Origin of the sequence: Salinarimonas rosea DSM 21201 (assembly GCF_000429045.1) — a bacterium.
Classification (GTDB): domain Bacteria; phylum Pseudomonadota; class Alphaproteobacteria; order Rhizobiales; family Beijerinckiaceae; genus Salinarimonas; species Salinarimonas rosea.
The window spans coordinates 244,074-259,522 of sequence record NZ_AUBC01000001.1 but is presented as its reverse complement, the minus strand read 5'-3'; the positions used below and the strand labels follow the sequence as shown (position 1 = coordinate 259,522).

The following is a 15,449-nucleotide window of genomic DNA, read 5'->3' as shown; positions in this document are numbered from 1 at the left end:
GGCGCACCAACCTTCCTTGGGAGAACGACAAGCATGAAAAAAGCGCTTACCACAATCGCCTTCGGCCTTGCCGCTGGCGTCGCCTTCACGGGCGTGGCCGCCGCGCAGGAGACCCTCCAGCAGATCCGCGATCGCGGCCAGCTGATCTGCGGCTCGAACACCGGCCTTTCCGGCTTCGGCGTTCCGGATGCCCAGGGCAACTGGACCGGCTTCGACGTCGAGTACTGCCGTGCGCTCGCCGTCGCGATCTTCGACGATCCGAACGCCGTCTCCTTCATCCCGCTCTCGGCCAAGGATCGCTTCACCGCGCTCCAGGCGGGCGAAGTCGACGTGCTGTTCCGCAACTCGACCTCGACCATGTCGCGCGACACGTCGCTCGGCCTCGACTTCCCGGCGATCAACTACTACGACGGCCAGGGCTTCATGGTGAACGCCAGCCTCGGCGTCACCTCGGCGCTCGAGCTCGACGGCGCCTCGGTCTGCGTGCAGCAGGGCACGACCACCGAGCTCAACCTCGCGGACTTCTTCCGCCGCAACAACATGGACTACGAGCCCGTCACCTTCGCCCAGTCGGTCGAGGCGGTCGAGGCTTATCTCAGCGGGCGCTGCGACGCGTTCACGACGGACGCCTCCGGTCTCGCGTCGGAGCGCCTGCGCGCGCCGACCCCGGGCGACCACGTCATCCTCCCGGAGATCATCTCCAAGGAGCCGCTCGGGCCGGTGGTCCGTCACGGCGACAACAACTGGGCGGACATCGTGCGCTGGCTGCACTACGCCATGCTCGAGGCGGAGGAGTACGGCGTCACGTCCGCGAACGCGCAGGAGCTGCGTGACACCTCGGAGGCGCCGGGGATCCGCCGCCTGCTCGGCGTCGAGGGCAACTTCGGTGAGATGATCGGCCTCGACAACAACTGGTCGTTCAACGTGATCTCCAAGATCGGGAACTACGGCGAGGTGTTCGATCGCAACATCGGCGAGGGCTCGCCCGTGGGCCTGAGCCGCGGCCTCAACGCGCTCTACACCGACGGCGGCCTGCAGTACGGCCACCCGATCCGCTGAGGATCGCATCGGAGCGCCGCACCTCCCGGGGTGCGGCGCTCTTCTTGCATCCGCTGAGAACGAGCCGGCCCAGGGGAACGGCCACGGGCGAAAGAGCCCTTCGGCGTGATGACATCGACCGGCGCGGGGCGCCGGAATGGGGAGGGTGACAAGTTGGCGAGCGTCGTCGATCAAGCGCCGCCGCGAGCCTCGTTGATCTATGATCCGAGGGTCCGCGGCTTCTTCTTTCAGGGCGTCCTGGTTCTGCTGATCGGATGGATGGCCTACGAGGCCGTCACCAACGCGGTCGAAAACCTGCGGGCCGCGCGCATCGCGTCGGGCTTCGGCTTCCTCGGGCAGCCCGCCGGCTTCGACATCAACCAGACCTTCATCGAGTATTCGGCCGCCGCCTCGACCTACGGCGACGCGCTGGTCGTGGGGCTGCTGAACACGCTGCTGGTCGCGGCGATCGGCATCGTGCTCGCCACGATCATCGGCTTCGCGGCGGGCATCGCGCGCCTGTCGAAGAACTGGATCCTCGCCAAGGTCGCCTCGGCCTACGTCGAGATCATCCGCAACCTGCCGCTCCTGCTCCAGCTGCTGTTCTGGTACAACGCGGTGCTCTCGACGCTGCCCTCGGCGCGCGACGCGATCGAGCTCGCACCGGGCTTCTACCTGAGCGTGCGCGGCCTCTCGCTGCCGGCCGCGGTCTTCGACGGCCGCGCGATCCTCATCCTGATCGCCTTCGGCGTGGGCATCGTCGTCTCGCTCCTGGTGCGGCGCTGGGCGAAGGCGCGTCAGGCGGCCACCGGGGAGCAGTTCCCGATCGGGCTCACGATGCTCGGCCTCGTGGTCGGCCTACCGGTCCTCGCCTGGCTGCTGCTGACGCTGAGCGGAGGCACTCCCGTCACCTTCGACGTGCCGCAGCAGGGACGCTTCAACCTCACCGGCGGCTCGCAGCTGTTCCCGGAGTTCGTCGCCCTCGTGCTGGGCCTCGCGATCTACACCGGCGCCTTCATCGCCGAGGTGGTGCGCGCGGGCATCCTCGCGGTGTCGCGCGGCCAGACCGAGGCCGCCTCCTCGCTCGGGCTCAAGCCCGGGCAGACGATGCGCTTCGTGATCATCCCGCAGGCCATGCGGGTGATCGTTCCCCCGCTGACGAGCCAGTACCTCAACCTGACCAAGAACTCGTCGCTCGCGGTCGCGATCGGCTACCCCGACCTCGTGCAGGTGTTCATGGGCACGGTGCTGAACCAGACCGGGCAGGCCGTCGAGGTCGTGGCGATCACCATGGCCGTGTACCTGATCATCTCGCTCGTGACGTCGTTCTTCATGAACATGTACAACCGGCGCATCGCGCTGGTCGAACGCTGAGGAGGACGCCATGACCGTCATGACCCCTCAGCGCAGCTTCGTGCGCACCGCCTCCGAGGAGGCGCTGCCGCCGCCCCGCACCGTTGCGGGCCCCCTCGCGTGGGTGAAGGAGAACCTGTTCTCCGGGCCGATCAACACGGCGGTGACCGTGCTGATGGCGTGGTTCCTGTTCTGGATCGTCCCGCCGATCCTCGACTACCTGTTCTTCAGCGCCGTCTGGACCGGCCAGGACGGCAGCGCCTGCCGCGAGGACACGACCGGCCGCGAAGTGGGGGCCTGCTGGGCCTTCGTGATCGACCGCGTCAACTACTTCCTCTACGGCTCGTACCCGGCGGACCTGCGCTGGCGCCCGAACCTGTTCTTCCTCGTTCTTGCGATCGGCATCGTCTGGATGCTGTGGCTCGACGCGCCCCGGCGCGGGCTCGGCGCCATCTACTTCTTCGTCGTCGTGCCGATCCTCTCCTACTGGCTGCTGGCCGGCTTCCCGGCGATCGGCCTCTCCAACGTGCCCACCGGCGTGTGGGGCGGCATCCTCGTCACGATCGTGGTCTCGGCGGTGGGCATCGTGATCTCCCTGCCGGTGGGCGTCCTGCTCGCGCTGGGGCGACGATCGCACCTGCCGATCGTGCGGCTCGTGTGCGTCATCGTCATCGAGTTCACCCGCGGCGTGCCGCTCATCACCGTGCTGTTCATGGCCAACACCATGCTGCCGCTGTTCCTGGCGGAGGGCATTACGGTGGACCGCCTGGTCCGGCCGCTGATCGGCGTGGCCTTCTTCGCCTCCGCCTACATGGCCGAGGTGGTGCGCGGCGGCCTGCAGGCGATCCCCAAGGGCCAGTACGAGGGGGCGATGTCGCTCGGCCTGTCCTACCCGAAGATGATGTACTTCATCGTCTTGCCCCAGGCCTTGCGCATCGTCATCCCGGGGATCGTCAACACCTTTATCGGCCTGTTCAAGGACACGACGCTGGTGTCGATCGTCGGCATCTTCGACCTGATCCGCACGGTGGAGTCGGCCCGGATCGACCCGCTCTGGTCGGCCCCGTCGGTGAACTACTCCGGCTACGCCTTCGCGGCCATCTTCTACTTCTTCTGCTGCTGGGGCATGTCCTGGTACTCCCAATCCGTCGAGCGCCGGCTCGCGGCCAGCGAAAAACGATGATCGAGAGGGGATCGAGCGATGGCTGACACAACGAGCCTCGAGAAGCCGCAGACCGCGCAGAGCCAGGCCTCCAACACCGAGGTCGCCGTGGAGATGAAGGGCGTCCACAAGTGGTTCGGCGAGTTCCACGTGCTGCGCGACATCAACCTGCGTGTCATGCGTGGCGAGCGCATCGTCGTCTGCGGCCCGTCCGGGTCGGGCAAGTCGACGATGATCCGCTGCATCAACCGGCTGGAGGAGCACCAGAAGGGGCAGATCATCGTCGACGGGACGGAGCTCACCAACGACCTCAAGCGGATCGACGAGATCCGCCGCGACGTCGGCATGGTGTTCCAGCACTTCAACCTGTTCCCGCACCTGACGATCCTGGAGAACTGCACGCTGGCGCCGATCTGGGTGAAGAAGATGCCCAAGAAGGACGCCGAAGAGATCGCGATGAAGTATCTCACCCGCGTCAAGATCCCGGAGCAGGCCCACAAGTACCCGGGCCAGCTCTCCGGCGGCCAGCAGCAGCGCGTCGCCATCGCCCGCTCGCTGTGCATGAACCCGCAGATCATGCTCTTCGACGAGCCCACCTCCGCGCTCGACCCGGAGATGGTCAAGGAGGTGCTCGACACCATGGTGTCGCTCGCCGAGGAGGGCATGACCATGATGGTCGTCACCCACGAGATGGGCTTCGCCCGCCAGGTGGCGGACCGGGTGATCTTCATGGACTACGGGCAGATCGTGGAGATGAACGAGCCGGAGGCCTTCTTCTCCAACCCGCAGCACGAGCGCACGAAGCTCTTCCTCGGCCAGATCCTGCACTGAGGCGGGCGGGCCGCGGCGGGCGCGGAAATCCAGCGGGCGTCGCGCGCGAGCGCACGCCCGCCGTCGGCGTCGCACGGCCGAGGGTTTCCAAGTCGTCCGGTTCGTGGTGTACTTCGGCTCGCGCCGGTGAGAGCGAGCCGACAGAGCCGCCCCCGTGAGCGCGCGGGAAGCGTACGGCTCCGGTGCGACAGACGCGACGCACCACGGGTCGATGCCGGCAGTTTGCCGGCGGGGGCTCGGTCGCGCATGAGGTCGCTCACGTGGACGTGCTCGAATTCGGGCGGGCGGCGCTCGCCTGCTACTTCACCTTCGTCGCGGTGTTCTACACGGCGAAGCTGTTCGCCCTGCGGGCGCGCACCGGACGCTCGCACGAGCATCGCGGCGCGCCGGGCTCGGCGCAGCGGGTCGGACGCGTTCTCTTCAACGGTTTCCGCATCGCCATCTGGGGCGTGTGTCTCGTGCGGGTGCCCTATCCGGGGCTCGACGCTGCGCTCGGGCGCTTCGACCCGCTCTACACCGCCGCCGTCGTGGCGAGCGGCCTCCTCTTCCTCGTCGCCTCGCTGGCGCTCGTCGTCTACACCCACTCCTACATGTCGGAGGACTGGATGTCGGGCGTGAGCGAGGAGGGCCCGCGCCGGCTCATCACGGGCGGTCCCTTCGCCGCCATGCGCCATCCGCTCTTCGTCGCCGTGGCGCTCGGCCAGATCGGCTTCTTCCTGGCGTTGCCGAGCGTGTTCTCGCTCGTGAGCCTGCTCGTCGGCCTCTCGGTGCTGCGCGTGCAGGCGCACGTCGAGGATCGCGCGCTCGATGCGCGCTTCGGCGCCCTCTGGCGCGACTACGCCGAGCGCGTGCCAGCCTTCGCGGTGCCGGGGCCGTTCCGCCGCAAGGTCCGCGGCTGATGCCGGCGCAGGGGGAGGCGGCCGCCGTTGTCCAGCGGGCGCCCGCGCCCGGGGAGATCGAGGACCTGCGGGCCATCGACGTCGCCGCCCGCGCGCGCTACCGCGAGGCGGGCGGGCCGCTGGCCTTCGTCGCGGAAACGCCGGCGATCGCGGCGGAGCGCTTCGCCCGCGGCGAGACGCTCGTCGCGGAGATCCATGGGCGCCCCTCCGGATACGTCCTGCTCGAGCCCCTCGATGGCCTGATCTACGTCGCGAGCATCGCCGTCGCGCCCGAGGCCGGCGGCCGCGGCGTCGGCCGCGACCTGATGCGGGCGGCGGAGATCCGCGCGGTCGAGCTGGGTCTCGCGGGTACGAGCCTCGCCACCTTCCGGGTGCCGCCCTGGAACGGGCCGTGGTTCCGCCGCCTCGGCTACGCGCCGCTTCCCGAGGCCGCGATCGGCCCCGGGCTGGCAGCGATCCTGGCGGGGCACGCCGCCTTCCTCGACATGGCCACCCGCGAGCTGCTGTGGAAGCCGTGCGCGCCGGCGGTGGCCGGAGACGCCGCATGATCATTCGCCCCGAGACGCCCTCCGACGCCGGCACGATCGGCACCATCACGACGGATGCCTTCGCCCGTGCACCCCACGCGAGCGGAACGGAGGCGGCGATCGTAGAGCGCCTGCGGCGGGCGGGCGCGCTGACGCTCTCCCTCGTCGCGGAGGAGGACGGCACGGTCGTTGGGCACGTGGGGTTCTCGGAGGTGCGCGTCGATGGTCGCGACGTCGGCTGGCTCGCGCTCGGCCCCATCGCCGTGCGGCCGGATCGCCAGGGTCGCGGCATCGGCGCCGCGCTGGTGCGCGAGGGGCTGGCGCGCGTCCGCGCCGCGGGCGCCCGCGGCGTCGTTCTCGTCGGAGACCCCGCCTATTACGGGCGCTTCGGCTTCGATGCCGATCCCCGGCTCGCGATGCCGGGCGTGCCCGCGCGGTACGTCCTCGCGCTCTCCTTCGCGGGTCCGCCGCCCGCCGGCACCCTGGCGCACCACGAGGCGTTCGCCGTCCCGGCGGGGTGATCTCACGACCGCCGAGGGGAGCGCTTGCCCACCGCGCGTCCATGGCGCATACGTCGGACCTCGACCGACGTTCCGTCGATGGCTCCCCGGGGTGATTCCGATGCCCGATCCCGCGCACGACGAGGACGACGTGCGTCTCACCGAGGACGACCTCATCTCGCGCTACTTCCGCCCGCTGGCGGGGGAGGGGGCGTTCGGGCTGCGCGACGACGCGGCGCGGATCGTGCCCGGCGAGGGGACGGAGCTCGTCGTCACCGTCGATACGCTGGTCGCCGGGGTGCACTTCTTTCCCGACGATCCGCCGGGTGCCATCGGGCGCAAGGCGCTCGGCGTCAACGTGTCCGATCTCGCGGCGAAGGGTGCGCGTCCGCGCGGCTTCCTGCTCTCAGCGGCCCTGCCGCCGGACATCTCCCCGCGCTGGCTGAAGCAGTTCGCCGCCGGGCTGAAGGACGCGGCGGAGGCCTATCGCTGCCCGCTGCTCGGCGGCGACACGGTGAAGACGCCGGGCCCGCTCGCCCTCTCGGTCACCGCCTTCGGCGAGACCCCGCGCGGGGCGATGGTGCACCGCTTCGCCGCGACGCCGGGAGACCGGATCGTCGTCACCGGCACGATCGGCGACGCCGCGCTCGGCCTGTTGCTGCGGACGGCGCCGGGCGCGGCCTGGACGGAGGTGCTCGGCGTCGACGGGCGCGTCTTCCTCACCGACCGCTACCTCCACCCGGCCCCGCGGCTCGGCGTCGTCGAGGCGCTGCGCGCCCACGCCCGCGCGGCGATGGACGTCTCGGACGGCCTCGCCGGGGACCTCGCCAAGATGTGCCGCGCCTCCGGCGCGAGCGCCGAGGTGGACCTCGCTCTCCTGCCCATCTCGGAGGCCGCCCGTGCGGCGCTCGCCGTCGATCCGACCCTGATCGACACGATCGTCACCGGCGGGGACGACTACGAGATCCTCTGCACCCTGCCCGACGCGGCGCTCGCACCCTTCCTCGACGCGGCCGAGCGCGCCGGTGTGCGCGCCACCGCGATCGGCAGCATCGTCCCCGGCGACGAGCTCCCCGTTTTCCGTGACGCGGGCACCGAGACGCGTTATGCCTGCGGCTCCTACAGCCATTTTTGAGCGTACGGGATGAGGAAGCCGCAGGCGGGGGTGATCGGGCCGGCGGACGCCGCGGCGGGTTCGGGGATCGACGACGGGCTCGCCCGCCGCAACGCCTTCGTGCTCGCGGGTGCACAGGCGCTCGGCGGCGCAAACCCCGCCATCGTGATCTCGCTCGGCGGCATCGTCGGCCAGCAGCTCGCGGAGAACGACGCGCTCGCCACCCTGCCGGTGAGCCTGCTCAACCTCGGCCTCGCGCTCGGCACCATTCCCGCCGCCCTGGTGATGCGCCGCTTTGGGCGGCGTGCGGGCTACATGTTCGGCGCGACGATCGGCGTCATGGCGGGCACGATCGCGACGCTCGGGATCGCGCGCGAGGCCTTCGCGCTGTTCTGCCTGGGCACCTTCGTCGCCGGGTTCTACGGCGCCTACGTGCAGTCCTACCGGTTCGCGGCGGCGGACACGGCGAGCCCCGCCTTCAAGGCGCGGGCGATCTCGTGGGTCATGGCCGGCGGGCTCGTCGCGGGCGTGGTCGGGCCGCAGGTGGTGATCCTCACGCGCGAGGCGATCCCCGGCGCGCCCTTCGCCGGCTCGTTCATGGCCCAGGGCGGGCTCGCGCTCCTCTCGATCCTCGTGATCTCCGCCCTGCGCACCCCGCCCGCGCTCCCGCCCCGCCCGGCCGGGGAGCCGCCCGCGCCCGCGGGGCGGCCCCTGCGCGAGATCGTGCGCCAGGGGCGCTTCGTCATCGCGGTCTGCGCCGGGCTCGTCTCCTACGGGCTGATGAGCTTCCTCATGACGGCCGCACCGCTCGCGATGGTGGGCTGCGGGCTGCCGATCGAGACGGCGGCGCTCGGCATCTCCTGGCACATCCTCGCGATGTTCGGCCCGGCCTTCTTCACGGGGAGGCTGATCGAGCGCTTCGGCAAGGAGACGATCACGGCTATCGGCCTCGTGACGATCGCGGTCGCCGCGGCGATCAACCTCGGCGGGCTCTCGGTCGCGCATTTCTGGGGCGGACTCGTCCTGCTCGGGATCGGCTGGAACTTCGGCTTCATCGGCGCGACCGCCATGGTGACGGACTGCCACCGCCCGGAGGAGCGCGCCAAGGTGCAGGGCACGAACGACTTCCTCGTCTTCGGCTCGGTGGCGATCGCCTCCTTCTCGGCCGGCAAGCTCCTCGACGTCGGCGGCTGGGAGACGCTCAACTGGCTCGTCTTCCCGCCGGTCGTCGTGGCCCTCGCCCTCGTGGCGCTGCAGGCGCGCGACAAGCGGCTTTCGGCGGCCTGAGGCCTCGAGGCGGCCGCGAGCACGGGGCGCGCCGGCGGCGGCCGCCGCGAAGCGGCGGAAATCGGTGCATCCGGCAGGCATCCGCCACAAGACTCGTTTGCGCACCGCCACAAAGTTTGGCACGACTCGCAGCGGAGAACCTCGAGGGGACGAGCGCCGGCCCCGGCGCGTCGCGTGCGTGCCGGTCGATACGGACACGACGCCGACCCCGATCCCAAGGACGGTCAGATGCTCGTACTCACACTCATCATCCTGGGCGGTGCGCTATCCATCGCCTACGGCCTGTGGGCCATCAACGATGTCATGAAGCGCGACGCCGGCACCCTGCGGATGCAGGAGATCGCGGGCGCGATCGCCGAGGGCGCGCAGGCCTACCTCAAGCGTCAGTACATCACGATCGGCATCGTCGGCGTGATCCTCTTCGGCGTAATCGTCTGGCTGCTGGGGATCTGGGTGGCGATCGGCTTCGCCATCGGCGCGATCCTCTCGGGTGCCGCCGGCTTCATCGGGATGAACGTCTCGGTGCGCGCCAACGTCCGCACCGCCCAGGCGGCGGCGACCTCGCTGGCCAAGGGCCTCGACGTGGCGTTCAAGTCCGGCGCCGTCACCGGCATGCTGGTGGCGGGCCTCGCGCTGCTGGGCGTCGCGGTCTACTTCACCGTCCTCACCCGCGGCCTGGGGAACGAGCCCGGCTCGCGGGTCGTGATCGACTCGCTCGTGGCGCTGGGCTTCGGCGCCTCGCTGATCTCCATCTTCGCCCGCCTCGGCGGCGGCATCTTCACCAAGGGCGCGGACGTCGGCGGCGACCTCGTCGGCAAGGTCGAGGCCGGCATCCCCGAGGACGACCCGCGCAACCCCGCCACCATCGCCGACAACGTCGGCGACAACGTGGGCGATTGCGCCGGCATGGCGGCGGACCTGTTCGAGACCTACGCCGTGACCTTCGTCGCCACCATGGTGCTGGCCGCGATCTTCTTCACCGGCCAGCCGGTGATGGAGACGATGCTGCTCTACCCGCTCTCGATCGGCGCGGTGTGCATCGTCACCTCGATCGCCGGCACGTTCTTCGTCAAGCTCGGCGCGAACTCGTCCATCATGGGCGCGCTCTACAAGGGCTTCATTGCCACGGGCGTGCTCTCGATCGCGGCGATCGCGCTGGTCAACGTCCTGCTGTTCGGCGGTTTCTCGGCCGAGTTCACCGCGGTCGTGCCGACGCTCGGCGGTGGCGAGAACGTCACGGTGTTCACCTCCCTCGACCTCCTGCTCGCGGCCGTGCTCGGCCTCGTAGTCACGGGGCTCATCGTCTGGATCACCGAGTACTATACCGGCGTCGGCTTCCGGCCCGTGCGCTCGATCTCCCAGGCCTCGGTCACCGGCCACGGCACCAACGTGATCCAGGGCCTCGCCATCTCCCTGGAAGCGACGGCGCTGCCGACGCTCGTGATCGTGGTGGGCATCATCGGCGCCTACCTGCTCGCCGGCCTGTTCGGCATCGCCATCGCGGTGACGGCGATGCTGGCGCTCGCCGGCATGGTGGTGGCGCTCGACGCCTTCGGCCCGGTGACGGACAACGCCGGTGGCATCGCCGAGATGGCGGGCCTGCCCAAGGAGGTGCGCCGCTCCACCGACGCGCTCGATGCCGTCGGCAACACCACGAAGGCGGTCACCAAGGGCTACGCCATCGGCTCGGCCGGCCTGGGCGCGCTCGTCCTGTTCGCGGCCTACACCTCGGACCTGAACTACTTCATCCTCGAGGCGAACCGCGAGGGCTCGACCCAGTACCAGTACTTCCAGGGCGTCATCCCGGACTTTTCGCTGGCCAACCCCTACGTGGTCGTCGGCCTGCTCTTCGGCGGCCTGATCCCGTTCCTGTTCGGCGGCATCGCCATGACGGCGGTGGGCCGCGCGGCGGGCGCCGTCGTCGAGGAGGTGCGCCGGCAGTTCAAGGAGAAGCCCGGCATCATGGCCGGCACCGACCGGCCGGACTACGGCCGCGCGGTCGACATGCTGACCAAGGCCGCGATCCGCGAGATGATCGTGCCCTCGCTGCTCCCGGTGCTCGCGCCGATCGTGACCTACTTCGTCATCTACGCGGTGGCGGGCAAGAGCCAGGCCTTCTCGGCGGTGGGCGCGATGCTGCTCGGCGTGATCGTCACGGGCCTGTTCGTGGCGATCTCGATGACGTCCGGCGGCGGCGCCTGGGACAACGCCAAGAAGTCCTTCGAGGACGGCTTCGTCGACAAGGACGGCGTCAAGCACATGAAGGGCTCGGAGGCCCACAAGGCCTCCGTCACCGGAGACACGGTCGGCGATCCCTACAAGGACACGGCCGGCCCCGCCGTGAACCCGGCGATCAAGATCACCAACATCATCGCGCTGATGCTGCTCGCCGTCCTCGCCCAGATGTGAGGACGCCCCCGCCCGCCCCGGTCGCGCTCGGCCGGGGCGGGCAGCGATCGTCACGACGCCGGCGTCATCCAGCCGATGGCGACGCCGCGCGGGTCGATGACGATGGCGATGCGGCCGACCTGCGGGACGTCGAACGGCTCGCGCAGCACGGTCCCGCCCTTCTCCCGCGCCGCGGCCAGGGCCGCGTCGAGATCGTGGACGCTGACATAGGCGAACCAGGTCTCCGGCCCGGCCTCGTCGCCCATATGCAACGTGTCGAACAGGCCCGCGACCGCCGTCTCGCCCACCATCGCGACGGCGTAGACGGTGCCGTCGTCCATCGGCATCTCCTCGAAGGTCCAGCCCAGCGTCGCGCCGTAGAAGGCCTTCGACGCGGCGAGGTCCTTCGTCATCAGCTCGTTCCAGTGGAAGTACCCGTGCGGTGTCATCGCTCGTCTCCTCGGGCGCGCCGTGCGCCGGGCGGACCCTAGTCCCGCGCGCCCAACCGCGACATCCGGACGCATCCTTAAGGGAAGCCGCTCCCCGGCCGCGCGGCCGGGCGTTGCCGCACACGCTTGCCAGGACCGCGCGGAACGTCCATGTCGGCTGCGACCCCGCTCGTGCCCGAAGCCTCGCCGGAGACGTCCCCGTGCCGATACCCGCCATCCTCCAGGGCCGCCTGCGCCTGCCCGTGATCGCCGCCCCGATGTTCATCGTCTCGGGGCCGGAGCTCGTCATCGCGCAGTGCAAGGCGGGGATCGTCGGCTCGTTCCCGGCGCTCAACGCCCGCCCGCCGGCGCTGCTCGACGAGTGGCTCGCGCAGATCCGCGAGGCGCTCGCCGCCCACGACGCCGCGCACCCGGAGGCGCCTTCGGCGCCCTTCGCCGTGAACCAGATCGTCCACCGCTCGAACGACCGGCTCGAGCAGGATCTCGCGCTGTGCGAGAAGCACCGGGTGCCGATCGTCATCACCTCACTCGGCGCGCGCCCGGAGCTGAACGACGCGGTCCACGGCTGGGGCGGCATCACCTTCCACGACGTGATCAACCTCGCCTTCGCCCGCAAGGCGCTCGAGAAGGGCGCCGACGGGCTCGTCGCGGTCGCCGCCGGCGCCGGCGGGCACGCGGGCGGGCTCTCGCCCTTCGCCCTCGTCCAGGAGATCCGCGCCTTCTTCGACGGCCCGCTCGCCCTCTCGGGAGCCATCGCCACCGGACGGGCGGTGCGTGCGGCCGAGGTGATGGGGGCGGACTTCGCCTATATCGGCTCGCCCTTCATCGCCACGACGGAGGCGAAGGCGAGCGAGGGCTACAAGCGCATGATCGTCGAGAGTGCTGCGGACGACATCCTCTACACGCCCTACTTCACCGGCGTGCCGGGCAACTACCTGAAGCCCTCGATCCGCGCCGCCGGCATCGATCCCGACACGCTCGCCGCCGAGGAGCGCCAGGCGATGGACTTCGGCGCATCGGGCGCGGACGCCAAGGCCTGGCGCGACATCTGGGGCGCGGGGCAGGGCATCGGCGCGGTGCAGGACGTCGTCCCCGCCGCCGAGCGCATCGCGCGGCTCGCGGCGGAATACGACGCGGCACGGGCGATGGCAGGCCGGCTGCGCCTGCGCTGAGCCCCGAGGGCTGCGGCGGCGTCAGCCCACGGCGTTCCCCGTGATCGTCAGGTGCGTCCACGCCTGCGCGCCCTCCCGGGCGATGTCGCCGGTCGCGGTCTCGTCCCAGCGGTGGCCGAGGATGGCGCCGCGGCGGGCGCCGGTGATCAGGTTCGAAGCGACGAGCACCGGCCCCGCGCCCTCGACGACGCTGACGACGATCCCCACGCCACAGTCGCGCAGCACGTTGCCGGTGGCGGCGACGTTGCGCAGGTACGGCCCCCAGCCGAGCCTCAGGCCCTCGTCGGGCACGCCGTCGACGACGTTGCCCGTGATCGCGGCCTCGGCCTCCGCGAAGATGCCGTAGCTGCGCGCCTGCTGCCCGCCTTCCACGGCGGGGCGGCGGAAGAGGTTGCGCACGACGTTGCCGGTGATCGCCGCCATGCGCCCGCCCTCGTTCAGGTTGGTCGAGACGATCCCGTGCGCCGCACCGTCGACGACGTTGGAGGCGATCACCGCGCCCTCGAAGCCGAACTCGGTGAACAGCGCCACCTCGCCGCAGGCGCGCGCGCGGTTCGAGACGATCTGCACGCCGTCGCCGCCGTTGTTGCGCACGGCGGAGAATTGGCACTCCGCGACGACGTTGTCCGCGACGACGACGCCGCCTGCGCGAAAGACATTGACCCCGTTGCCGTTCTCGCCCGTGCCGCCGGAGCGGGCGCCGATCCGCGCGATCCGGTTGCCGAGCACCTGCGCGCCGTCCTCGCCCTTCTGGGAGCGCCAGATCTGCACGCCGTTGTCGAGGCAGTCGACCACGGAATTGCCGGCGACGACGAGCCCGGTCGCGTCGAGCGAGAACAGGCCCACGCGCGCGCCGGCGATGGTGCAGCCGGAGACCCGCCCGCCGCAGCGCTCGAGCCGGATCGCCATCCCCGGCGCGCCGGCGAGCGCCACGTCGTCGATCGCGAGATCGCCGCAGTCCTGCAGGGCGACGAGCGGCGCGTCGCCGACGCCGGCGCCGAGCCCCTCGATCGACAGGCCTGCGAGCCGCACCCCCGGCGCGCCCGCCGCGGAGATCACCGGTGCGCCGCTCGCCTGGCGCAGCCGCGCCGTGCGCGGGCCGATCAGCACCGCCCCCGACGGCAGGCGCAGGCCGCCGACGGGGTAATCCCCGGGTGCGAGCGCCAGCGGCCGTCCCGCGGCCGTCGCTGCGTCGAGAGCCTGCTGGAGCGCGAGCGTGCGCTCGGTGCCGTCGCCGCGCACGCCGAAGCTCTCCGCCGAGAGCGCGGCGGCAAGCGCCGGCCCCCCCGCGGCGAGGAGGGCCGAGCCGCCGAGGGCGGCGCCCAGCAGCGAGCGGCGATCGGGGCGCGGCGGCGGCGACGGGTGGAGCGGCGCGAGCGGCATGGCGGAGGTCTCCTCTGTGCCGACCCTCGCACGCGCCCGGTTGACGCCGCGTTTGCGGCACGCGACGAGTAGATGTGCGTCAACCGGACACGACCGACATGCACCCCAGGCTCCGCACCATCCTCGCAGAGCGACGCCTCGACCCCGACGCCTTCGCGGCCGCCTGCAGGCGCGCGAGCGAGATCGTCGGCACGGCCGGGCTTCCGAGCACGCGGATGCGGATCGCGGCGGCGCTGATGAGCGTCCCGGGCGGGCGGGTCTGCGACGTCGGCGGCGGCGTATCGCTCTATCCGCTCGTCGCCCGGCTCATGGGGACGGAGGTCACGGTCGTCGATGCCCTGCGCGGGTGGGAAGGCGACGTGCGCCCGCGGGTGGAGGCCCTGTCCCACGCGGGCATCCGCTTCGTCGAGGCGGACGTCGAGACGATGCGGCTGCCCGAGAACGCCTACGACGCCGTCGTCGCCTTCGAGACGATCGAGCACCTGCCGCACTCGCCGCGGCCCGTGCTCGAGAAGATGGTGGGCGCTCTCGTTCCCGGGGGGCGCCTGTGCCTCTCCGTGCCCAACATCGCGCGCCTGGACATGCGCCTGCGCCTCCTGGGCGGGCGCTCGCCCCACGAGAACGTGGTGCACTTCTTCCGCGAGGGCACACCCTTCCACGGGCACCATCGCGAATACACGCTCGACGAGCTGCGCTGGATCGCCGGTGAGCTGGGCCTCGTGGGCATCCGCGGCTTCGGGGTCAACGTCACCTACGAGAGCCGCAAGCCCAAGAGCGCGCTCCAGCGGCTGCTGCTGCGCCTCGACGATGGCTGGGGGCTCGGCGACCGGCTGCTGCCCCACCGCCTGCGCCACCACGCCTGGCTCGAGGCGACGAAGCCCGGCGCGGGCACCGAGCCGGGTTGACACGCCTGCGGGCGGGCGACAGAGGGGGGCGATCCCAACCCGCACGCCTCGCGAGGTCAGCCCGTGTCCGCCCTCACCGTCTTCCTCGGCGCCGGCCTCGGCGGGGTGCTGCGCTGGCTCGTCGGGCTGGCGGCGCTGCGCGCCTTCGGGCCCGCCTTCCCGTGGGGGACGCTCGCGGTGAACGTCGCGGGCTCCTTCGCCATGGGCCTCGTCGCGACGCTGGTCCTCGCGCGCATGCCGTCCGAGACGGCGCGGCTCTTTCTGACGACGGGCCTGCTCGGCGGCTTCACCACCTTCTCGGCCTTCTCGCTCGACGCCGCCGCGCTCGTGGAGCGCGGGGCGCCGGGCCTCGCGGCGGCCTATGTCGCTGCGTCGGTCCTGCTCTCGCTCGGCGCGATCGCGGTGGGGCTGGCGCTCGGGCGTGCGCTCGCCTGACCGGCG

General features: G+C 71.3%; 15 protein-coding genes. 13 read left to right on the top strand and 2 right to left on the bottom strand.

Annotation, left to right across the window (positions count from 1 at the left end; translation table 11 throughout):
- Positions 1-33: 33 nt before the first annotated feature.
- The 10 genes from G407_RS0101290 (at position 34) to G407_RS0101245 (ending at position 11,120) form a co-directional block, all read left to right on the top strand.
- Positions 34-1,059 (top strand): amino acid ABC transporter substrate-binding protein, encoded by a 1,026-nt coding sequence (locus tag G407_RS0101290; RefSeq protein ID WP_029029355.1) that lies wholly within the window; start codon positions 34-36, stop codon positions 1,057-1,059.
- A 105-nt stretch (positions 1,060-1,164) separates the two neighbouring features.
- Positions 1,165-2,412 (top strand): amino acid ABC transporter permease, encoded by a 1,248-nt coding sequence (locus G407_RS0101285; RefSeq protein ID WP_425337481.1) that lies wholly within the window; start codon positions 1,165-1,167, stop codon positions 2,410-2,412.
- Positions 2,413-2,422: 10 nt separating this feature from the next.
- Positions 2,423-3,574 (top strand): amino acid ABC transporter permease, encoded by a 1,152-nt coding sequence (locus G407_RS0101280; RefSeq protein WP_029029353.1) that lies wholly within the window; start codon positions 2,423-2,425, stop codon positions 3,572-3,574.
- 18 nt (positions 3,575-3,592) lie between these two features.
- On the top strand, positions 3,593-4,384 hold the full coding sequence (locus G407_RS0101275) for an amino acid ABC transporter ATP-binding protein (protein WP_029029352.1): 792 nt from the start codon (positions 3,593-3,595) through the stop codon (positions 4,382-4,384).
- A 260-nt stretch (positions 4,385-4,644) separates the two neighbouring features.
- On the top strand, positions 4,645-5,283 hold the full coding sequence (locus G407_RS25045; protein WP_052340804.1) for a methyltransferase family protein: 639 nt from the start codon (positions 4,645-4,647) through the stop codon (positions 5,281-5,283).
- Positions 5,283-5,831, top strand: coding sequence for a GNAT family N-acetyltransferase (locus tag G407_RS25040; protein WP_052340803.1), 549 nt, complete (start codon positions 5,283-5,285; stop codon positions 5,829-5,831). Before G407_RS25045 ends, G407_RS25040 begins: the two co-directional genes overlap by 1 nt.
- A complete protein-coding gene (locus G407_RS0101260) occupies positions 5,828-6,331 on the top strand; it encodes a GNAT family N-acetyltransferase (RefSeq protein ID WP_029029351.1) in 504 nt (167 codons plus the stop codon). Before G407_RS25040 ends, G407_RS0101260 begins: the two co-directional genes overlap by 4 nt.
- 100 nt (positions 6,332-6,431) lie before the next feature.
- A complete protein-coding gene (gene thiL / locus G407_RS0101255; RefSeq protein ID WP_052340850.1) occupies positions 6,432-7,445 on the top strand; it encodes a thiamine-phosphate kinase in 1,014 nt (337 codons plus the stop codon).
- A 9-nt stretch (positions 7,446-7,454) separates the two neighbouring features.
- Complete coding sequence (locus tag G407_RS0101250) at positions 7,455-8,711, top strand: MFS transporter (RefSeq protein WP_084327152.1); 1,257 nt, start codon at positions 7,455-7,457, stop codon at positions 8,709-8,711.
- A 228-nt stretch (positions 8,712-8,939) separates the two neighbouring features.
- On the top strand, positions 8,940-11,120 hold the full coding sequence (locus G407_RS0101245; protein WP_029029348.1) for a sodium-translocating pyrophosphatase: 2,181 nt from the start codon (positions 8,940-8,942) through the stop codon (positions 11,118-11,120).
- Positions 11,121-11,170: 50 nt separating this feature from the next.
- Here the strand turns inward: G407_RS0101245 and G407_RS0101240 are convergent, their stop codons facing one another.
- On the bottom strand, positions 11,171-11,548 hold the full coding sequence (locus G407_RS0101240) for a VOC family protein (protein ID WP_029029347.1): 378 nt from the start codon (positions 11,546-11,548) through the stop codon (positions 11,171-11,173).
- Between the two features lie 200 nt (positions 11,549-11,748).
- On the opposite strand from G407_RS0101240, the gene G407_RS0101235 reads away from it, so the two are divergent.
- Positions 11,749-12,720 (top strand): NAD(P)H-dependent flavin oxidoreductase, encoded by a 972-nt coding sequence (locus G407_RS0101235; protein ID WP_029029346.1) that lies wholly within the window; start codon positions 11,749-11,751, stop codon positions 12,718-12,720.
- A 21-nt stretch (positions 12,721-12,741) separates the two neighbouring features.
- Here G407_RS0101235 and G407_RS25035 read toward each other — a convergent pair whose 3' ends face one another.
- Positions 12,742-14,103: a TIGR03808 family TAT-translocated repetitive protein gene (locus tag G407_RS25035; protein WP_052340802.1), complete on the bottom strand. Its 1,362-nt coding sequence runs from the start codon at positions 14,101-14,103 to the stop codon at positions 12,742-12,744.
- 98 nt (positions 14,104-14,201) lie between these two features.
- On the opposite strand from G407_RS25035, the gene G407_RS30080 reads away from it, so the two are divergent.
- On the top strand, positions 14,202-15,008 hold the full coding sequence (locus G407_RS30080) for a class I SAM-dependent methyltransferase (RefSeq protein ID WP_029029345.1): 807 nt from the start codon (positions 14,202-14,204) through the stop codon (positions 15,006-15,008).
- A 63-nt stretch (positions 15,009-15,071) separates the two neighbouring features.
- Positions 15,072-15,443 carry a fluoride efflux transporter CrcB gene (gene crcB / locus G407_RS0101220; protein WP_029029344.1) on the top strand — a complete coding sequence of 124 codons (372 nt, stop codon included), beginning with the start codon at positions 15,072-15,074 and terminating at the stop codon, positions 15,441-15,443.
- Positions 15,444-15,449: the final 6 nt, after the last annotated feature.